Source organism: Streptomyces sp. MK37H, assembly GCF_018035285.1.
Taxonomy (GTDB): domain Bacteria; phylum Actinomycetota; class Actinomycetes; order Streptomycetales; family Streptomycetaceae; genus Streptomyces; species Streptomyces endocoffeicus.
The window spans coordinates 1-19,455 of record NZ_JAAAYH010000142.1 but is presented as its reverse complement, the minus strand read 5'-3'; the positions used below and the strand labels follow the sequence as shown (position 1 = coordinate 19,455).

The window sequence follows — 19,455 nt, the reverse complement described above, 5'->3', positions numbered from 1 at the left end:
CGGTTGTGGCGGACCGCGCTCACACCATCCTGCCCGCAAGCGGTAATAGGACGTCCAAGCTCTTCTTCACACAGCGGCCCCACCGGGGATTATCTCCTAGGTGGGGCCGGTGAAGGAACGTTGTGAAACGCGCGGCCCAAGGTCGATGGTCGCACCCAGCCGCGCGCTGGCACATGCTGGGGTCAGCCGGATACTCGGGCGGCGAGCGCGTCGCCGATCTCGTCGGTGGTGCGCGGCGCGGCCGCGTCCCGCTCGGCGAGGTCCGAGGCGACGGCGGTCTCGATACGGGCCGCCTCGTCCCCGTAGCCGAGGTGCGACAGCAGCAGGGCCACCGACAGGACGGTCGCCGTCGGGTCGGCCTTGCCGGTGCCCGCGATGTCCGGCGCGGAGCCGTGGACCGGCTCGAACATCGACGGGAAGGCGCCGGAGGGGTTGATGTTGCCGCTCGCGGCGAGCCCGATACCGCCGGTGACGGCGGCGGCGAGGTCGGTAAGGATGTCACCGAAGAGGTTGTCGGTGACGATCACGTCGAACCGCTCCGGCTGGGTGACGAAGAAGATCGTCGCGGCGTCGACGTGCAGATAGTCGGTGGTGACCTCGGGGTACTCCTGGCCGACCCGGTCGAAGATGTTCTTCCACAGGTGGCCGGCGTGCACCAGGACGTTGTTCTTGTGCACGAGGGTCAGCTTCTTGCGCGGCCGGGCGCCCGCGCGCTCGTAGGCGTCCCGGACCACGCGCTCGACACCGTGGGCGGTGTTCAGGCTGACCTCGGTGGCGACCTCGTCCGGGGTGCCGGTGCGCATGGAGCCGCCGTTGCCCACGTACGGGCCCTCGGTGCCCTCGCGGACGACCACGAAGTCGATGTCGGGGCGTCCGGCCAGCGGGGTCGGGGTGTTCGGGAAGAGCTTCGACGGACGCAGGTTGACGTAGTGGTCGAAGGCGAAGCGCAGCTTGAGCAGCAGCCCGCGCTCGAGCACGCCCGAGGGCACCGACGGGTCGCCGATGGCGCCGAGCAGGATCGCGTCGTGGTCCTTCAGCGACTCCAGGTCCGCGTCCGGCAGGGTGTCGCCGGTGGCGTGCCAGCGCTGGGCGCCGAGGTCATAACTCCGGGTCTCCAGCTTCACGTCCTGCGGAAGGGCGGCGGAGAGGACCTTCAGGCCCTGGGCCACGACTTCCTGGCCGATACCGTCACCGGGGATCACTGCGAGGCGAATGCTGCGAGACATACCCGGACCCTACCGCTCGTCCCATTGATTGACATAGGTGTTCCACCATTCGGACGGCCGCCCAGTGGCAATCACCCGTTCACCCCCTGTATGGAGCGCTGTTGACCGCTCGGGGGACATTCCGGTCCATGGACACACCACGGTTCGGCGTACCGGAGCGGCTCGCCCAGCGGATGACCATGGCGGAGCAGCACGAGTATCTGCGGGCCCGGCTCTCCCGCCGCCGGGTGCTGCGCGGGGGCGCCGCCACGGCGGGCACGGTCGCGGGCGCGGGGCTGCTGGGCGGGGCGGCGTGCGCCGCCGGCACCAAGCCGGCGCCGGCCGCGAGCCCGAGGCCGGGGGCCGCCACGGTGGACGGCGCGCTGGTCGCCCCGTTCGGCCGCCATCTGGCCTTCGGCGCCGATCCGCGGACGCAGATGCGGATCTCCTGGCAGGTACCGTTCGCGGTGCGGAAGCCGTATGTGCGGATCGGCACCAGCCCGCTGGAGCTCACCCGCAAGGTCGAGGCCGAGGTGCGCCATCTGCACACCCCGTCGCTGAGCGACAAGCTGCCCGCGGTCGACCAGTTCTATCTGCACGCCGCCGTGGACGACCTGCGCCCCGGGGTCACCTACTACTACGGCGTCGGGCACGCGGACCGCGATCCGGCCGAGCCGCGTCACTTCGCGTCCGTGGGCACCTTCCGCACCGCGCCGGACCGCCCCGGGAAGTTCGTCTTCACCGCCTTCGGGGACCAGGGGGTGAGCTATGACGCGCTCGCCAACGACCAGTTGATCCTTGGCCAGAATCCGTCGTTCCATCTGCACGCCGGGGATCTGTGCTACGCGGACACCACCGGCCACGGGAAGAAGTCCGACCTCTATGACGCCCGGGTCTGGGACTCCTTCCTCGCCCAGACCGACTCGGTCGCGGCGAGCGTGCCGTGGATGGTGACGACCGGGAACCACGACATGGAGGCGTGGTACTCCCCCGACGGCTACGGCGGCCAGCTGGCCCGCTGGTCGCTGCCCGAGAACGGCCCGGACCCGCGCAAGGCGCCCGGCGTCTATTCGTTCGTCTACGGGAACGTGGGCGTGGTCGCCCTGGACGCCAATGACGTGTCGTACGAGATGCCGGCCAACAAGGGGTACACGGACGGGGCGCAGACCCGCTGGCTGGACCGGAAGCTGGGGCAGCTGCGCAAGCGGCCCGGTATCGACTTCCTGGTGGTCTTCTTCCACCACTGCGCCTACTCCACCACCAGCGCCCACGCCTCGGACGGCGGGGTGCGCGACGCGTGGGTGCCGCTGTTCGACAAGCACCAGGTGGACCTGGCCATCAACGGCCACAACCACGTCTACGAGCGGACCGACGCCCTCCGGGGCGGCAAGGTCGCCCGCCGGGTCCCGGTGGAGGGGAGCGCCGACGCGGTGCGCGACGGGATCGTCTATGTGACGGCGGGCGGGGCGGGCGCGAAGCTCTACGAGTTCCCGGTGCCCGACAGCTACGAGGGGCACGTCAAGGACCTCGACGAGGTGAAGACCTACCACTGGACCAAGGACGGCGAGAAGAACCGGGACAGCGCGGACTGGTCCCGGGTCCGCTACACCGGCTTCTCGTTCCTCGCGGTGGAGGTGGAGCCGGGCCCCCGCCCCAGGCTCACGGTCACGGCCCTGGCGGAGTCGGGCGAGCGGGTCGACCGCTTCGAGGTCACCCGGCCCCGGCGTCAGTGACCGGTCGCGCCGCCGTTGTCCCGGCGGTCGAGGGCGCGCTGAAGCGCGGCGGCCGCCTTCTTGCGGTCGGTGTTGTCGGTCTTGCGGCGGATCCTGCGGACAGTCGTCTCGGCCATGATCACATCTCCTCTGCTGAACCCGGTGACGCCCGGGAGGAAGGAAAGCTCCCCGAGAAGGTGGCTGCCGGAAGCGGCGGGGGCCTGGGTGCGGCAGGGGTCACCTGCGCGATGTGCACCGGCCGCGGCCGCCATCGCTGGATGCAGCGAGACGTTCGGCTTCCACAAAAGTAAGGCAGCGGAGCGTCAGTGTCTGCACAATTAATCGGACGTCCTACTATCTGAGACGCGAACAGGGTGACATCAGCCACTGACCCAGGGTGATCATCTATCGGCGTCACACCGATGATCGAGGCCGACCCCCGTCCGACCTCGACCAACGGCGGCCGATCGCAAGTCCGTGGGCGTTCCCGCGCCTGGTTACCCACGTAAACTGCGGTAAATAGTGCCTACTTGACTGCTTGACGCTAGCACCGCCGCGTATCGGGCGTCCACAGATTTCCCCCGACGCGCACCCGGACAGCACCGCGCCCCCGACCACTTCAGTGCGGTCCGGGGGCGCGGGTCGCCAGGGGCCGAGGGTCAGCCCATGTGCGGGTAGCGGTAGTCGGTCGGCGGGACCAGGGTCTCCTTGATGGAGCGGGTGGAGGTCCAGCGCATCAGGTTCTGCTTGGCGCCCGCCTTGTCGTTGGTGCCGGACGCGCGGCCGCCGCCGAAGGGCTGCTGGCCGACGACGGCACCGGTCGGCTTGTCGTTGATGTAGAAGTTGCCGGCCGCGAAGCGCAGCGCCTCACAGGCGGCGGCCGCCGCCGCGCGGTCCTGGGCGATGACGGCGCCGGTCAGCCCGTACGGGGCGGCCGACTCCATCTGCCGCAGCATCGCGTCGTACTCCTCGTCCTCGTAGACGTGCACCCCGAGGATCGGGCCGAAGTACTCGTCCTTGAAGATCTCGTTCTCCGGGTCGGTGGAGACCAGCACGGTCGGGCGGACGAACCAGCCCTCGCTGTCGTCGTAGGAGCCGCCCGCGACGATCTCGATCGTGGGGTCGGACTTCGCCCGGTCGATCGCCGCCTTGTTCTTGGCGAAGGCGCGCTCGTCGATGACCGCGCCCATGAAGTTGTCGAGGTCGGCCACATCGCCCATGGTCAGCCCGTTGACCTCGGTGGCGAACTCCTCCTTGAGGCCGTTCTCCCACAGGGAGCGCGGCACATAGGCGCGGGAGGCCGCGGAGCACTTCTGGCCCTGGAACTCGAAGGCGCCGCGGGTCATCGCCGTCTTCAGCACCGCCGGGTCGGCGGAGGGGTGGGCGACGATGAAGTCCTTGCCGCCGGTCTCCCCGACCAGCCGCGGATAGGTCTTGTAGTTCTCGATGTTGTTGCCGACCGTCTTCCACAGGTACTGGAAGGTGCGGGTCGAACCGGTGAAGTGGATGCCCGCGAGGTCCGGGTGGGCCAGCGCCACCTCGGAGACCTCCTTGCCGTCGCCCGTGACCAGGTTGATCACACCCTTGGGCAGCCCGGCCTCCTCCAGCAGCTCCATCAGCAGCACGGCGGCGTGCGTCTGGGTCGGGGACGGCTTCCAGACCACCACGTTGCCCATCAGGGCGGGGGCGGTCGGGAGGTTGCCCGCGATGGCGGAGAAGTTGAAGGGGGTGATCGCGTAGACGAACCCCTCCAGCGGCCGGTGGTCGGTGCGGTTCCAGACCCCGGGCGAGTTGGTCACCGGCTGCTCGGCCAGGATCTGGCGGGCGAAGTGGACGTTGAACCGCCAGAAGTCGATCAGCTCACAGGGGGTGTCGATCTCCGCCTGCTGCGCGGTCTTCGACTGGCCCAGCATGGTGGACGCGGCGAGCGTCTCCCGCCAGGGGCCGGAGAGCAGATCGGCGGCCTTGAGGATGACCGCGGCACGGTCGTCGAAGCTGAGCGCCCGCCACGCCGGGGCCGCGGCCAGGGCGGCGTCGATCGCGTCCTGGGCGTCCGCTTGAGTGGCGTTGGCGTAGGTGCCCAGGCGGGCGGAGTGCTTGTGCGGCTGGACGACGTCGAAGCGCTCCCCCGCTCCCATCCGCTTCTGGCCGCCGATGGTCATCGGCAGGTCGATGGGGTTCTCGCCGAGCTCCTTGAGCTTGGTCTCGAGGCGGGCGCGCTCCGGGGTGCCGGGGGCGTAGGTGTGCACCGGCTCGTTCACCGGCACGGGGACCTGGGTGACGGCGTCCATGATTGCCGTTGTCTCCTTCGATCGTCGGGGGTTTACGAGGTCTGCGATCCCGAGAGCGGTCAGCGGCGGCCGACCAGCGAGCGCAGGAAGAATGTGAGGTTGGCGGGACGCTCCGCGAGGCGGCGCATGAAGTACCCATACCAGTCTGTGCCATACGGGACGTAAACCCGCATACGGTGACCTTCCGCCACCAGCCGCTCCTGCTCGGCCACGCGGATCCCGTACAGCATCTGGAACTCGTACTCGTCCAGTTTGCGCCCGAGGCGGTGCGCCAGGTCCTGGGCGATGGCGACCATGCGCGGATCGTGCGAGCCGATCATGGGGTAGCCCTCACCGGCCATCAGGATCTTCAGACAGCGCACGTAACCGCGGTCCACCTCGCGCTTGTCCTGGAAGGCGACGCTCGCCGGCTCGTTGTACGCGCCCTTCACCAGCCGCACCCGGGAGCCTTCCCCGGCCAGCGCCCGGCAGTCGTCCTCGGTCCGGAAGAGATAGGACTGGAGGACCGCGCCGGTCTGCGGGAAGCGGGTGCGCAGCTCGCCGAGGATGGCGAGGGTGGAGTCCACCGTGGTGTGGTCCTCCATGTCGAGGGTGACCGTCGTGCCCGCCGCGGTGGCGGCCTCCACGACCGGGGTCACATTGGCCAGCGCCAGATCGTGGCCCCCGGGCAGCGCCTGGCCGAACGCGGAGAGCTTCACGGACATCTCCGCGCGCCCGGCGAGCCCCTCGGTGGCCAGCGCCTCGGTGAGCGCCAGATAGGCGTCACGGCTGCGCAGCGCCTCGGACCGGTCGGTCACGTCCTCGCCCAGATGGTCCAGGGTGACGTCCAGGCCCCGGGCGGTCAGCGACCGCACCGCCCCCAGGGACTCGGCCAGCCGTTCCCCGGCGACGAAGCGGTCCACCATGGGGCGGGTGACCGGCGCGGCCGAGACGATACGGCGGATGGCGGCACTGCGCGAAGCGGCGAGCAGCACGGGTCCCAGCACGGGGCACCTCCACGATGACGGCCGATGAACGGCATCGACAACTCACCGTGAAACTTAAGGATGGCGCGGATTCCGGACCATCGACAGCTGTCACGCATCCGTGGCCGGGATCTCAGACATCTGTATGAGAATGTGAGGGGCGAAAGCGGGAAGAGGCGGGACCCATGCGCGACGACTACCAGCAGCTGGTGGACGAGATCACGGCGGTGCTCCGGGCACCCGCGACCCTGGAGAACCGCGACTTCGCGCTGATCGCCTTCGGCGCCCAGGACAGCGAAGACAGCGATGACACAGCGGAGCCCGCGCTGGACCCGGTGCGCACCCGCTCGATCCTCCAGCGCCGCTCGACGGCGGCGGTGCGGGCCTGGTTCGAGGCGTTCGGGATCGCCCGGGCGCAGGCGCCGCTGCGGATTCCGCCCGACCCGGCGGCCGGGGTGTTCATGGGCCGCATCTGTCTGCCCGTCCGGCACCGCGGGGTGGTGCACGGCTATGTCTGGCTGCTGGACGACGGCCATCTCGCCGATCTGGAGCTGGGCGACCCGGCGGGCGCGCGGGACCCCCGGCTGGCCCGCGCGATGGAGACCGCGGACCGCATCGGGGCGCTGCTGGCGGCCGAGGCGCGGGCCGGGGAGGAGCTCGGTGAGCTGCTGCGCGATGTGCTGACCGGACCGCCGGCCGGGCGGGACGCCGCCCGCTCCGGGCTGCGGACCGCGCTGCGCGGAGCGGCCGACGGGCCGCTGGCGCTGGTGGCGGTGGTGCCGTGGACGCCGGGGACCGGCGAGGACGCGGACCACCCGGGCCTTCCCCATCTGCCGGGCATCGTGGCCGCGTGCGCGCTGCCGGGGGACGCGGCGGCCGGGACGCCCGGGGCGTCCGGGGCACCCGGCGCGGGGCTGGCGGCGCTGGTCCGGCTGCGCGCGGCCTCCGCCCTGGACCCGGCTCGCGCGACGGCCGAGCAGCTGCTGCGCTCGCCCAGGGCCACGGCGGGCGGCAGGGGCCCGGGGAGACCGGCACCCAGGGCCGCTGCCGGGGTCAGCGCTCCCCGGCGCGGGCTGGAGGATCTGCCCGCCGCCTGGCAGGAGGCCCTGGCCGCCGCGCGGGCGGCCCACGCCGACACCCGCCTGGGCCCGGTCGCGGAGTGGTCCGCCATCGGCCCGTACCGACTGCTGGCCGCGTTGCCCGCGCTACCGCCCGACGCCGCCGTACGGCCCCTCCTGGAGCCCGCGCACGCCGAACTCGCCCGCACCGCCGAGACCTTCCTCGACTGCGCGGGCCAGGCCGGGCGCACCGCCCAGCGGCTGGGCATCCACCGGCAGACGCTGTACTACCGGCTCTCGCGGGTGCGGCAGCTGACCGGTCTCGACCTGGACGCGGGCGAGGACCGGCTGCTGCTCCATATGACGCTGAAGGCCGCGCGTCTCGGGCCGCCGGGGCGCTGAGCCCAGGGGTCAGCCCGCGGGTGCGTCCGGGGCGTCGCCGACGATCCGGCGCATCGCCTCGACGAGGTCATGGGCGCTGGGCATGAGGTCGGGGTCGATGGCCATCTGGACGACCATCCCGCTCACCAGCGTCATATAGAACGAGCCCATGACCCGTGAGGTCTCCTCGTCCACATCGCGCTCGTCGATGCCGTGGATCAGCCCCACCAGCCCCTGGCGCCCCTCCGGCTGGGCCCGGCCGAAGGCCGCGCGCAGCTCGGGATCGTGTCGAACCTGGAGGATGGCCTCCAGCTGGGAGCGCCACACCGCCTGGTGCTTGTCGAACAGCTCCAGTACCCGGGTCCACCGGGCCTCGAACCGCTCCCGCAGCCCGGCGTCCGGGCCCTCACCGGCCGGGGCGTCCGCCTCGAGGGACCGCTGGACGTCATCGGCCCAGTCGCCCATGGAGGCGAAGAGCGCCTCTCGCATCAGGGCGTCCTTGGAGCCGTAGTGGTAGCCGATGGAGGCCAGATTGGCGCCCGAGGCGGCCACGATGTCCCGCGCCGTCGTACGGGACCAGCCCTTCTCCTCAAGGCAGCGCTTGGCCCCGGCCAGCAGATCCTCTCGATGTCCCATGGCGCCAGGGTATCCCGATCCCATACGACCGTCCTAGACGGATGTCTCACACAGTTGTTTTACACATACGTACTAGACGCTTGTTTAAGACGCTCGTATAGTCCTCGCCATGACCTCGACTTCCACCGGCCCGCGCGCCGGACGCAGGGAATGGACCGCCTTCGTGGTCCTGATGCTTCCGCTCCTCCTGGTCTCCATGGATGTGTCGGTGCTGTACTTCGCGGTGCCGGCCATCAGCCGGGAGCTGCACCCCAGTTCCACCCAGCAGCTGTGGATCTTCGACATCTACGCCTTCGCCCTCGCCGGGCTGCTCATCACCATGGGAGCGCTGGGCGATCGCTTCGGACGCCGGAAGCTGCTGCTGTTCGGGGCCGCGGCCTTCGGCGCCGCGTCCGTCGCGGCGGCGTACGCGCAGAGCGCCGAGATGCTCATCGCCGCACGGGCGGTGCTCGGGATCGGCGGCGCCACGCTGATGCCCTCGACGATGGCGCTGATCCGCAACCTCTTCCTCGACGAGAAGCAGCGGGCCAAGGCGATCGCGATCTGGTCGTCGGCAATGGCGGGCGGTATCGCGCTGGGCTCGGTGCTGAGCGGAGTGATGATCGAGCACTTCTGGTGGGGCTCGGTCTTCCTGATCAACGTCCCGGCGATGGTGCTGCTGCTGGCGCTGGTGCCGCTCCTGGTGCCGGAGTTCAAGGACCCCGCGCCCGGGCCGTTCGATCTGCCGAGCGTGCCGCTGTCGATGGCCGCGGTGCTGCCGGTGATCTACGGGCTGAAGCAGATCGCCGCCGACAACGGCGTCGGCCTGATCCCGGTGCTGTCCATCGCGGCCGGTCTCGCCATCGGCGCCGTCTTCGTGCGGCGCCAACGCACCCGGCGCGACGCGATGATCAGCCCGGAGCTGTTCCACCACCGCGGCTTCGGCCCGTCGATCGCGCTCAACGCGCTGGCCACCTTCGCCATGATGGGCTCGGCCTACTTCACCACCCAGTATCTGCAGTCGGTGCTCGGCAAGGGCCCGTTGGAGGCGGCGCTGTGGAGTCTGGCCCCGTCCGTCTGCGTCGGCATCGCCGGGCCGGCGGCGGCCGCGGCGGTCCAGCGCGGCGCCAACCGGGCGTACGTGATCGGCGCGGGCTTCGCGACCGCGGCCATCGGCTACGGGATTCTGGCCCTGGCCGGTACGGACGCGCTGTGGACCGTGCTGATCGGCGCCGCCGTCCTGGCCAGCGGGATCGTCGCGGTGATGTCGCTCGTCACCGACATGGCGATCGGCACCGTCCCGCCGAAGCGGGCGGGTTCGGCGGCCGCGCTGCTGGAGACGGGCCAGGAGTTCGGCGGGGCGATGGGCATGGCGGTGCTCGGCAGCGTCGGCACCGCCGTCTACCGAAGCGACGTCAAGGGCTCGCTGGGCGCCGGGCTGCCCGCCGACGCCCTCGACCAGGTGCGCGAGACGCTGGGCGCGGCCGCCGCGGTGGCGGGTTCGCTGAAGGGGCGGACCGGGGAGCATCTGCTGGACGCGGCGCGCGAGGCGTTCACCCACGGGATGCGGATCGCGTGCGGGGCCGGGGCGGTGGTCCTGGTGGCGGGCGCGATCCTGGCCCTGGTGACGCTGCGCCGGGTCGGGGCGGAGGACGCCGGGCCCACGGTCGAGGGCGCGCCCTCGACCGGCGCGGACGAGGCGGTGCCGGGTCGCTGAGCCGTGTATGTAACGCCTGTTGGGGACCCCACTGCGGTGGAGTCCCCAACAGGCGTTACGTACAGGGCGAGTTGGCCGCACCCGTACGCATTCCCTCGAACACGACGGCAACCATTCCCCGCCCGGCGGCAACCGGAGGACGGCGGCCGGACACGGCGGCCAGAGGGCTGAGCAGCCACCCCACGCGAGAGGAGTGACGCACCGTGCGCATCACCAGAGCGTTAGCGGCGGCCGGGCTCGCCGCCGCCTTCCTGATCGGCGCGGCCTGCACACCGCAGGCCGTCGCGGGCGAACTGCCGGGCGACACACGGTTCTTCAACAACCCCGACTCGCTCGTCAACAAGTGGGTCGCCGCCAATCCGGGCGACTCCCGGCAGCCGCGCATCGCCTCGCGGATCGCCAGTCAGCCTCAGGCCGCGTGGTTCTCCCGGTACTCCCCCGCCACCGTCACCGAGGACGTCCGCAAGGTCACCTCCGGCGCCTCCGCCAAGGGCCGGACCCCGGTCCTGGTGACGTACCAGATCCCCAACCGCGACTGCGGCGGGGCCTCCGCGGGCGGCGCGCCCGACCTCGCGAGCTATGACACATGGGTGCGCGGCTTCGCCGCCGGGCTGGGCAGCGGGCCCGCCGTCATCATCCTCGAACCCGACTCGATCGCGCTCATCAGCTGCCTCTCGCCCACCGAGCTGAGCGGCCGCTACGCCTCACTGGGCCGCGCCGCCACCGCCATCCACAGCGCGAACCCCAACGCCCGGGTGTACTTCGACGCCGGGCACTCGGCCTGGAACAGCGCCGCCGTCCAGGCGTCGCGGCTCCGCTCGGCCGGGGTGCTGACCAGCGGCGACGGCATCTACAGCAATGTCTCCAACTTCCGCCGCACCACCGACGAGGTCGCCTTCACCAAGAGCGTGCTCGCCCAGCTCGGCACCTCTTCGGGGCTCACCGCCGTCATCGACACCAGCCGCAACGGCAACGGCCCCGCCCCCGACAACGCCTGGTGCGACCCCCACGGCCGCAAGGTCGGCGAAAACCCCACGGCGAACACCGGCGACCCGGCCATCGACGCCTACCTCTGGGTCAAACCCCCGGGCGAAGTCGACGGCTGCGCGGGCCCGGCGGGCACCTTCGCACCGGACTACGCCTACGAGCTGGCGGGCTGAGAGCACGCGACCTCGATCACAGGTGGTCGATCTCGCCCACCGGCGAAGAGCGGTATTCAGCAGGGTCACGACCAGAGAGTGGAAGGCTCTCTGCGGACCCGCGATGACGAGGCTGCCGTCGATCAGCTCGGTGTGTCGCGGGAGCTCCGGGATGCGATCGAGGTCGTCAGCGGTGAATCCGTCCGGAGGCGGAAAGATCCAGGCCGGGAGCGGCTCTTCAACGGCTGGGAGACCATCCATGGACGGGATTGTGGTCCCGCGAGCAAGCGCAGCGGCCAGGAACGTCGGGAAACACCACCCACACGAGTGGCGGCGGCTCCCGACATTGACCCGGGCCAGCCGCGCTCCGCGCCCGGATCCCGCGCTCTGACCCACCCATCGCCGAAGGCCCCCGCTCCGGTCGTGGAGCGGAGGGCCTCCGGGGCACGGGGCGCTATCAGCCCATGTGGGCGGGGAGCGGGGTGGCGCCTTCGGCGCCGGGTTCGCGTACCGGACGCGGGGTGTTCATCAGCAGGGCCACGACCACCGCGGCGCCCACGAGGATCGAGGACGAGACGACGAAGGCGTGCGAGAAGCCCTCGACCAGGCCGGCCTTGGCGGTCGCCTTGGCGGTCTGCGGTGTCATCTGCCGGGCGTGCGAGGCCATGTAGTCGGAGGTCGCGCTGGTGGCGATGGTGTTGAGCATCGCCGTGCCGATCGAACCGCCGATCTGCTGGGCAGTGTTGACGGTGGCGGAGGCGACGCCCGCGTCCCCCGCCCCCACGCCATGGGTCGCGTAGTTCATCGAGGGCGCCATCACCAGGCCCATGCCGAAGCCGACCAGGAGCTCGGCGGGCAGCACCCCCGCCGCGTACGAGCTGTCGACGTCCAGCGGCACCAGCAGGACGACACCGGTGGCCGCGATCAGCAGACCGGGCGCCACCAGCAGCCGCGGCGGCACCTTGGAGATGAGGCGGGAGGCGACGCCGCCCGCGCCGATCAGCACCGCCCCGGTCATCGGCAGGAACGCCACACCGGTGAGCAGCGCCGAGTACCCCTTGACGATCTGCATGTAGTACGTGAGGAAGAGGAACATCGCGAACATGCCGACCACCGAGAGGCCGACCGCCAGATAGGCGCTGCCACGGGTGCGGTCCGCCATCACGCGCGGCGGCAGCAGCGGCCGCGCCACGCTCCGCTCCACCATGGCGAAGGCGAAGAGCAGCACCGCGCCCAGGATGAGCAGCCCGGTCACCAGCCGGGAGTCCCAGCCCTCGGACTCGGCCTCGCTGCATCCGTAGACCACGGCCACCAGCCCGCACACCGCCAGCACCACACCGGGGATGTCGAAGCGGGCCCGGCCCTCGGCGCGGGTGTCGGCGGGCAGCACGGACCAGCTGATGGCCGCGACGACCGCGATCGGCACATTGACGTACAGGCACCAGCGCCAGTCGAGGTACTCGGTCAGCAGCCCGCCGACGACCAGCCCGATCGCACCACCGCCCGCCGCGATCGCGCCGAAGATGCCGAACGCCTTGGCGCGCTCACGGGGCTCGGTGAAGTTCACCGCGAGCAGCGACAGCGCCGAGGGGGCGAGCAACGCGGCGAATGCGCCCTGCAGGGCGCGGGCCGCGAGCAGCATCTCGAAACCGGAGGCGGCGCCGCCGAGCGCGGAGGCCCCGGCGAACCCCAGCAGCCCGATGAGGAAGGTGCGCTTACGGCCGGTGTAGTCCGCGATCCGGCCACCGAGCAGCAGCAGACTGCCGAACGCCAGGGTGTAGGCGGTGATGACCCACTGCCGGTCGCCGTCGGAGATGCCGAGGTCCTTCTGGGCCGACGGCAGGGCGATGTTCACGATGGTGATATCGAGGACGATCATCAGCTGGGCCAGGCCGATGAAGACGAGGGCGAGCCAGCGCCGCGGATTGGCTTGCGGCGGCGCCTCTGAGGGCTGGGACATGACGATGCCTTTCTGGTCTTGCGGAAGGCGAGCGGAGAGGGAGGTCAGGTGGGGTCGGAGTGGGCGTCGGCGTCGGCTTCCCGGACGTCGCGGGCCTCGTGGGCGTCGTCGATCACTCGCTCCCGGATGCGCTTGAACGCCTCCGCGTCGACGGCCGGGCCGCCGAGCGGGGTGGTGGGGCGCGGGGAGCCGGTAGGGCGCAACCCGTCGATGTAGACATCCAGCTGGCGATGGGCGAGGGCGTCATCGGGCGCGAACCGGCCACCGCCGGGCAGCGGCCGCGTCAGCCGGATGATCATCAGCGTGATGTCGCCGAAGACGACATCACTCCGGACCAGCCCCTGGGCCTGGGCGCGCAGGAGCATCGCGTCGATCGGGTCGACGGCGTCACCGGGGACGCTGTCGAGGATCTCGTCCACGCTGAACCGGCCCAGCAGCGCCGGCATCACCGAGCCGATCTTGAGGTCGAGGGCGGCGTGCATGAAGCGGCGCAGCGCGAGACAGGGATCGCCCTCCTCGGCGGCGGCCCGGCCCGCGGCCTCGGCCAGCGCGGTCATCACCTCGATGGCGACCCCTCGATGCAGATCGGCACGGTGCGGAAACCGCCGGTAGAGGGTCGCGATGCCGACCCCGGCGCGCCGGGCTATCTCATCCAGCGGGGCTTCCGGCCCCTGATCGGCGAAGACCTCGCGGGCGGCGCGCAGGATCTGCTCCCGGTTGCGCCGCGCGTCGGCGCGCATGGAGGGCGAGGGGACGTCGGCAAGGGCGTCGGTGTCGGTCTCAGCGTCTGCGGACACGGGGCTCTCCTGACAGCACGGCACATACCTACAGCTATGTGGAGAAATTTTCTCCACATAGCTGCGAGCGTAGCGAGCCCACCGCCATTATTCAACACGCGATGAAAAAGATCCGGAACCCCCTCCGGCATGCTCTGCTGCCTTGGATGCGCAAAGACCTGGGCCCGGCCCCGCCGAAGCGGGGACCGGGCCCAGGTGGGTGATGCCTTGAGCGGCTCAGACCAGATTGACCGAGCGGGCCGAGGTGGCGCCGATCTCCTCGGCGATCTCGGTGAGCACGGGCTGCGGAATGGTGTCGTCCACCGTGAGCGCCACCAGCGCGGCACCGCCCGCCGTGGCCCGCGAGACCTGCATCCCCGCGATGTTGATCCCCGCCTCGCCCAGGATGCGGCCGAGCGTGCCGACCACGCCCGGGCGGTCGGTGTAGCGGAGGAAGGCCATGTGGTCGGCGAGCGCCAGATCCACGTCGTACTCCCCCACCGCGACGATCTTCTGCTGATGCTTGGGACCGGCCAGCGTGCCGGAGATCGAGACCTCCTCGCCGTCCGAGAGGGTGCCGCGCACGGTCACCACATTGCGGTGCTCGCTCGACTCCGAGCTGGTGGTCAGCCGCACCTCGACCCCGCGCTCCTGCGCGAACAGCGGCGCGTTCACATACGAGACGGTCTCGTCGACGATGTCCTCGAAGACGCCCTTGAGCGCCGACAGCTCCAGCACCTTGACGTCGTGCTGGGTGATCTCGCCGTACACCTCGACATCGAGGCGGACCGCGACCTCGCCCGCCAGCGCGGTGAAGATCCGCCCCAGCTTCTCGGCCAGCGGCAGCCCGGGCCGTACGTCCTCGGCGATGACGCCGCCCTGGACGTTCACCGCGTCCGGGACCAGCTCGCCGGCCAGCGCCAGCCGCACCGAGCGGGCGACCGCGATGCCCGCCTTCTCCTGGGCTTCACCGGTGGAGGCGCCCAGATGCGGGGTGACCACCACATTGTCGAACTCGAACAGCGGGGACTCGGTGCACGGCTCCTGGGAGAAGACGTCCAGCCCGGCCCCGGCCACCCGGCCCTCCTTGAGGGCGGCGGCCAGCGCCACCTCGTCCACGATCCCGCCGCGCGCCGCGTTCACGATCCGGACCTCGGGCTTGACCCTGTGCAGCGCCTCGTCGCCGATCAGGCCGGCCGTCTCGGGGGTCTTGGGGAGGTGGACCGTGATGAAGTCGGAGACCTCGAGCAGCTCGTCCAGCGAGAGCAGCTTCACACCCATCTGCGCGGCCCGCGCGGGCTGCACATACGGGTCGTACGCGACGACCTTCATGCCGAAGGCGGACATCCGCTGGGCCACCAGGACGCCGATGCGGCCGAGGCCGACCACGCCGAGGGTCTTCTCGCTCAGCTCCACACCGGTGTACTTGCTGCGCTTCCACTCGCCGTTCTTCAGCGCGGCATTGGCCTGCGGGATGTTCCGGGCCGTGGCCACCAGCAGGCCGCAGGCGAGCTCGGCGGCGGTGACGATGTTGGACGTCGGCGCGTTGACGACCATGACGCCCGCCTTGGTGGCGGACGAGACGTCCACATTGTCCAGGCCGACGCCCGCGCGGGCGACCACCTTCAGCTTCTTCGCGGCGGCGATGGCCTCGGCGTCGACCTTGGTCGCGCTGCGGACGAGGATCGCGTCCACATCGGCGATGGCGGGAAGGAGCTCGGCTCGGTCCGCCCCGTTGCAGCTCCGGATCTCGAAGTCCGGGCCCAGGGCGTCGACCGTCGCCGGAGAGAGCTCTTCGGCGATGAGTACGACGGGCTTACCAGTGGAAGCAGTGCTCACGTGGTCTTCAGTCCTCACTAGTCCTCAGCGGACGGCCGTCCCGACGGCCGCTGGCGGTGAAGGGGTCAGCCGCGTGGAAGACGCACGACGCTGTGAGCCTGACGCGCTTGCTGTTGATGAGTGTAGTGGCGGTCGGGCCTTCGTCATGTGCCGTTGCGGCAGGATCACCCGCACGTGGTGGTGCGCGATGGACAAAGCGCGAACCGGGTGCGGCGGGGGTCCGGCGGACCCCCGCCGCACCCGGGGCACGGCCTCCGCGCCACCAGGCGCGGTTACGCCTCTTCGTCGACCCAGCTCATGAGCTTGCGCAGCTCCTTGCCGGTGGTCTCCAGCAGGTGGTTCTCGTCGGCCTTCTTCAGCTCGTTGTACTTCGGCAGGCCGGCGTTGTACTCCGCCATCCAGTTCTTGGCGAAGGTGCCGTCCTGGATCTCGCCGAGGATCTTCTTCATCTCGGCCTTGGTGGACTCGTTGATGATCCGCGGACCGGAGACGTAGTCGCCCCACTCGGCGGTCTCGGAGATCGACCAGCGCATCTTCTCCAGGCCGCCCTCGTACATCAGGTCCACGATCAGCTTGAGCTCGTGGAGGCACTCGAAGTACGCGATCTCCGGCTGGTAACCGGCCTCGACCAGGGTCTCGAACCCGGCCTTGACCAGCGCCGAGGTGCCGCCGCACAGCACCGCCTGCTCACCGAAGAGGTCGGTCTCGGTCTCCTCGGTGAAGGTGGTCTTGATGACGCCGGCGCGGGTGCCGCCGATGCCCTTGGCGTAGGACAGGGCCAGCTCGAAGGCGCTCCCGGTGGCGTCCTGCTCGACGGCCGCGATACACGGCACGCCGCGCCCCTCCTCGTACTGGCGGCGGACCAGGTGGCCCGGGCCCTTGGGGGCGACCATGCAGACGTCCACGTTGGCCGGGGGCTTGATGAAGTCGAACCGGATGTTGAGACCGTGCCCGAAGAACAGCGCGTCGCCGTCCTTCAGGTTGTCCTTCACGGACTCCTCGTAGACCTTGGCCTGGATCGGGTCCGGGACCAGGATCATGATCACGTCGGCCTCGGCGGACGCCTCGGCCGGGGTGACCACGCGCAGGCCCTGCTCCTCGGCCTTGGCCTTGGACTTGGAGCCCTCGTGCAGGCCGACCCGGACATCGACGCCCGAGTCGCGCAGCGACAGCGCGTGGGCGTGGCCCTGGCTGCCGTAGCCGAGGATTGCGACCTTGCGGCCCTGGATGATGGACAGGTCGGCGTCGTCGTCGTAGAACAGCTCGGCCACTTCGGGAATCTCCTAGCGTGTGGGTTGTGCTTCCCACCGTATGACGGGCGGGCGGGTGAAGGTTTCGGGGTCTCGCCATACGGTCCGGCGCACGGGTGGCGCCGGACCGTGGTCCCGCTGGTCGGGCGGGGCGGGGGTCAGGCGGACCGGTCGAGCGCGCGCAGGCTCCGGTCGGTGATGGAGCGGGCGCCGCGCCCTATGGCGATGGTGCCGGACTGGACCAGCTCCTTGATGCCGTACGGTTCCAGCATCCTGAGCATGGCCTCGAGCTTGTCGCTGCTGCCGGTGGCCTCGATGGTCACGGCCTCCGGGGAGACGTCCACGGTCTTGGCGCGGAACAGCTGGACGATCTCGACGATCTGGGAGCGGGTCTCGTTGTCGGCGCGGACCTTGACCAGGACGAGCTCCCGCTGGATCGCCTGGCCGTCCTCCAGCTCGACGATCTTCAGCACGTTGACCAGCTTGTTGAGCTGCTTGGTGACCTGCTCCAGCGGCAGCTCCTCGACATTGACCACGATGGTGATCCGGGAGATGTCGGGGTGCTCGGTGACGCCGACGGCCAGCGAGTCGATGTTGAAGCCACGGCGGGAGAACAGGGCGGCGATCCGGGCCAGGATGCCGGGGGTGTTCTCCACCAGGACGGAGAGCGTGTGCTTGGACATGGGCTCGGTCTCTTCTCTCTCTCGGTCCTGGCCTCAGTCGTCTTCGCCGTCGCCGAAGTCCGGGCGGGTGTCGCGCGCCGCCAGGATCTCGTCGTTGGAGGTGCCGGCCGCGACCATCGGCCAGACCATGGCGTCCTCATGGACGATGAAGTCCACGACCACCGGGCGGTCGTTGATCGCGTTGGCCTTCTCGATCACGGCGTCGAGGTCGGCCGGGTCCTCGCAGCGCAGCCCGACGCAGCCCATGGCCTCGGAGAGCTTCACGAAGTCGGGGACGCGGGTGCCCAGGTTCGCTTGCGCGGGGGTGTCGGGGCCGGAGTGCAGGACCGTGTTGGAGTAGCGCTGGTTGTAGAAGAGGGTCTGCCACTGGCGGACCATGCCCAGCGCGCCGTTGTTGATGATCGCGACCTTGATCGGGATGTTGTTCAGCGCGCAGGTGACCAGCTCCTGGTTGGTCATCTGGAAGCAGCCGTCACCGTCGATCGCCCAGACCGTACGGCCCTCGTCGGCGCCGGCCTTGGCGCCCATGGCGGCCGGGACGGCGTAGCCCATCGTCCCGGCGCCGCCCGAGTTCAGCCAGGTGGCGGGGGCGTCGTAGTCGATGAAGTGGGCGGCCCACATCTGGTGCTGGCCGACGCCCGCGGCGAAGATCGTGCCCTCCGGGGCCAGCTGCCCGATCCGCTGGATGACCTGCTGCGGGGAGAGGCTGCCGTCACTGGGCTGGTCATAGCCGAGCGGGTAGGTCTCCCGCCACCGGTTCAGGTCCTCCCACCAGCCGGTGTAGTCACCGGCGCGGCCCGCGTCGTGCTCGGCCTGGACGGCGACGACCAGGTCCGCGATGACCTCGCGGGCGTCCCCGACGATGGGCACATCGGCGGTGCGGTTCTTACCGATCTCGGCCGGGTCGATGTCCGCGTGGACGATCTTGGCGTAGGGGGCGAAGGAGTCCAGCTTGCCGGTGACACGGTCATCGAAGCGGGCGCCGAGCGCCACGATCAGATCGGCCTTCTGCAGGGCGGTCACGGCGGCGACGGTGCCGTGCATGCCCGGCATGCCCAGGTGGAGGTGGTGGCTGTCGGGGAAGGCGCCCAGCGCCATCAGGGTGGTGGTGACCGGCGCGCCGGTCTGCTCGGCCAGCACCTTCAGCTCGGCGGTGGCCTGCGCCTTGATCACACCGCCGCCGACGTACAGCACCGGGCGCTCGGCCTGGGTGATCAGGCGGGCGGCCTCGCGGATCTGCTTGGCGTGCGGCTTGGTGACCGGACGGTAGCCGGGCAGATCGGGCTGCGGCGGCCAGGAGAAGGTGGTCTGCGCCTGGAGCGCGTCCTTGGCGATGTCGACCAGGACCGGGCCGGGGCGGCCGGTGGAGGCGATGTGGAAGGCCTCGGCGATCGTGCGCGGGATGTCCTCGGCCTTGGTGACCAGGAAGTTGTGCTTGGTGATCGGCATGGTGATGCCGCAGATGTCCGCCTCCTGGAAGGCGTCCGTACCGATGGCCTTGGAGGCCACCTGGCCGGTGATCGCGACGATCGGAACCGAGTCCATATGGGCGTCGGCGATGGGGGTGACCAGGTTGGTGGCGCCGGGGCCCGAGGTGGCCATGCAGACGCCGACCTTGCCGGTGGCCTGGGCGTAGCCGGTGGCGGCGTGGCCCGCGCCCTGCTCATGGCGGACGAGCACATGCCGGACCTTCGAGGAGTCCATCATCGGGTCGTAGGCGGGGAGGATCGCGCCACCGGGAATGCCGAAGACGGTGTCGGCACCCACTTCCTCGAGGGAACGGATGAGGGACTGCGCGCCCGTGACGTGCTCGACGGGGGCGGACTGCGGTCCGCCGCTACGGGGCCGAGGCTGGGGGTGATGG

15 protein-coding genes are annotated in these 19,455 nt (G+C 70.7%); 4 read left to right on the top strand and 11 right to left on the bottom strand.

Annotation, left to right across the window (positions count from 1 at the left end):
- Positions 1-182: 182 nt before the first annotated feature.
- The gene (locus tag GWI24_RS20790) at positions 183-1,226 is read right to left on the bottom strand and encodes a 3-isopropylmalate dehydrogenase (RefSeq protein ID WP_210947425.1); all 1,044 of its coding nucleotides are present in this window, start codon (positions 1,224-1,226) and stop codon (positions 183-185) included.
- Between the two features lie 128 nt (positions 1,227-1,354).
- On the opposite strand from GWI24_RS20790, the gene GWI24_RS20785 reads away from it, so the two are divergent.
- Entirely contained in the window at positions 1,355-2,938 is a 1,584-nt protein-coding gene (locus tag GWI24_RS20785; RefSeq protein WP_210947424.1) for a metallophosphoesterase family protein, read from the top strand.
- Here GWI24_RS20785 and GWI24_RS46285 read toward each other — a convergent pair.
- The 3 genes from GWI24_RS46285 to GWI24_RS20775 all read right to left on the bottom strand — a co-directional run bounded on the left by GWI24_RS46285 (position 2,932) and on the right by GWI24_RS20775 (position 6,194).
- Positions 2,932-3,054 (bottom strand): hypothetical protein, encoded by a 123-nt coding sequence (locus tag GWI24_RS46285; protein ID WP_020868213.1) that lies wholly within the window; start codon positions 3,052-3,054, stop codon positions 2,932-2,934. The genes GWI24_RS20785 and GWI24_RS46285 overlap by 7 nt on opposite strands.
- Positions 3,055-3,576: 522 nt before the next feature.
- Positions 3,577-5,208 (bottom strand): L-glutamate gamma-semialdehyde dehydrogenase, encoded by a 1,632-nt coding sequence (gene pruA, locus GWI24_RS20780; RefSeq protein WP_210947423.1) that lies wholly within the window; start codon positions 5,206-5,208, stop codon positions 3,577-3,579.
- Positions 5,209-5,267: 59 nt separating this feature from the next.
- Positions 5,268-6,194 carry a proline dehydrogenase family protein gene (locus GWI24_RS20775; protein WP_210947422.1) on the bottom strand — a complete coding sequence of 309 codons (927 nt, stop codon included), beginning with the start codon at positions 6,192-6,194 and terminating at the stop codon, positions 5,268-5,270.
- 164 nt (positions 6,195-6,358) lie between these two features.
- Here GWI24_RS20775 and GWI24_RS20770 point away from each other — a divergent pair, with 164 nt between their 5' ends.
- A complete protein-coding gene (locus GWI24_RS20770; RefSeq protein ID WP_210947421.1) occupies positions 6,359-7,633 on the top strand; it encodes a CdaR family transcriptional regulator in 1,275 nt (424 codons plus the stop codon).
- Positions 7,634-7,642: 9 nt separating this feature from the next.
- Here GWI24_RS20770 and GWI24_RS46280 read toward each other — a convergent pair whose 3' ends face one another.
- Positions 7,643-8,248 carry a TetR/AcrR family transcriptional regulator gene (locus tag GWI24_RS46280; protein WP_210947420.1) on the bottom strand — a complete coding sequence of 202 codons (606 nt, stop codon included), beginning with the start codon at positions 8,246-8,248 and terminating at the stop codon, positions 7,643-7,645.
- A 109-nt stretch (positions 8,249-8,357) separates the two neighbouring features.
- Between GWI24_RS46280 and GWI24_RS20760 the strand changes: the two genes are divergently transcribed.
- Together GWI24_RS20760 and GWI24_RS45385 are read left to right on the top strand one after the other, a co-directional pair.
- Positions 8,358-9,944 carry an MFS transporter gene (locus GWI24_RS20760; protein ID WP_210947419.1) on the top strand — a complete coding sequence of 529 codons (1,587 nt, stop codon included), beginning with the start codon at positions 8,358-8,360 and terminating at the stop codon, positions 9,942-9,944.
- Between the two features lie 203 nt (positions 9,945-10,147).
- Positions 10,148-11,104 (top strand): glycoside hydrolase family 6 protein, encoded by a 957-nt coding sequence (locus tag GWI24_RS45385; protein ID WP_308343852.1) that lies wholly within the window; start codon positions 10,148-10,150, stop codon positions 11,102-11,104.
- A gap of 436 nt (positions 11,105-11,540) precedes the next feature.
- Here GWI24_RS45385 and GWI24_RS20750 read toward each other — a convergent pair whose 3' ends face one another.
- The 6 genes from GWI24_RS20750 to GWI24_RS20725 all read right to left on the bottom strand — a co-directional run.
- Complete coding sequence (locus GWI24_RS20750; protein ID WP_210947418.1) at positions 11,541-13,043, bottom strand: MFS transporter; 1,503 nt, start codon at positions 13,041-13,043, stop codon at positions 11,541-11,543.
- A gap of 44 nt (positions 13,044-13,087) precedes the next feature.
- Positions 13,088-13,840 carry a helix-turn-helix domain-containing protein gene (locus tag GWI24_RS20745; RefSeq protein WP_308343850.1) on the bottom strand — a complete coding sequence of 251 codons (753 nt, stop codon included), beginning with the start codon at positions 13,838-13,840 and terminating at the stop codon, positions 13,088-13,090.
- 216 nt (positions 13,841-14,056) lie between these two features.
- Positions 14,057-15,658 (bottom strand): phosphoglycerate dehydrogenase, encoded by a 1,602-nt coding sequence (gene serA / locus GWI24_RS20740; protein ID WP_210947417.1) that lies wholly within the window; start codon positions 15,656-15,658, stop codon positions 14,057-14,059.
- A 272-nt stretch (positions 15,659-15,930) separates the two neighbouring features.
- Positions 15,931-16,929: a ketol-acid reductoisomerase gene (gene ilvC, locus GWI24_RS20735; RefSeq protein ID WP_191065557.1), complete on the bottom strand. Its 999-nt coding sequence runs from the start codon at positions 16,927-16,929 to the stop codon at positions 15,931-15,933.
- A gap of 137 nt (positions 16,930-17,066) precedes the next feature.
- A complete protein-coding gene (gene ilvN, locus GWI24_RS20730) occupies positions 17,067-17,591 on the bottom strand; it encodes an acetolactate synthase small subunit (protein ID WP_037948468.1) in 525 nt (174 codons plus the stop codon).
- 33 nt (positions 17,592-17,624) lie between these two features.
- Positions 17,625-19,455, bottom strand: a 1,831-nt coding sequence (locus GWI24_RS20725) for an acetolactate synthase large subunit (RefSeq protein WP_210947416.1), incomplete at its 5' end; no start/stop codon positions are given.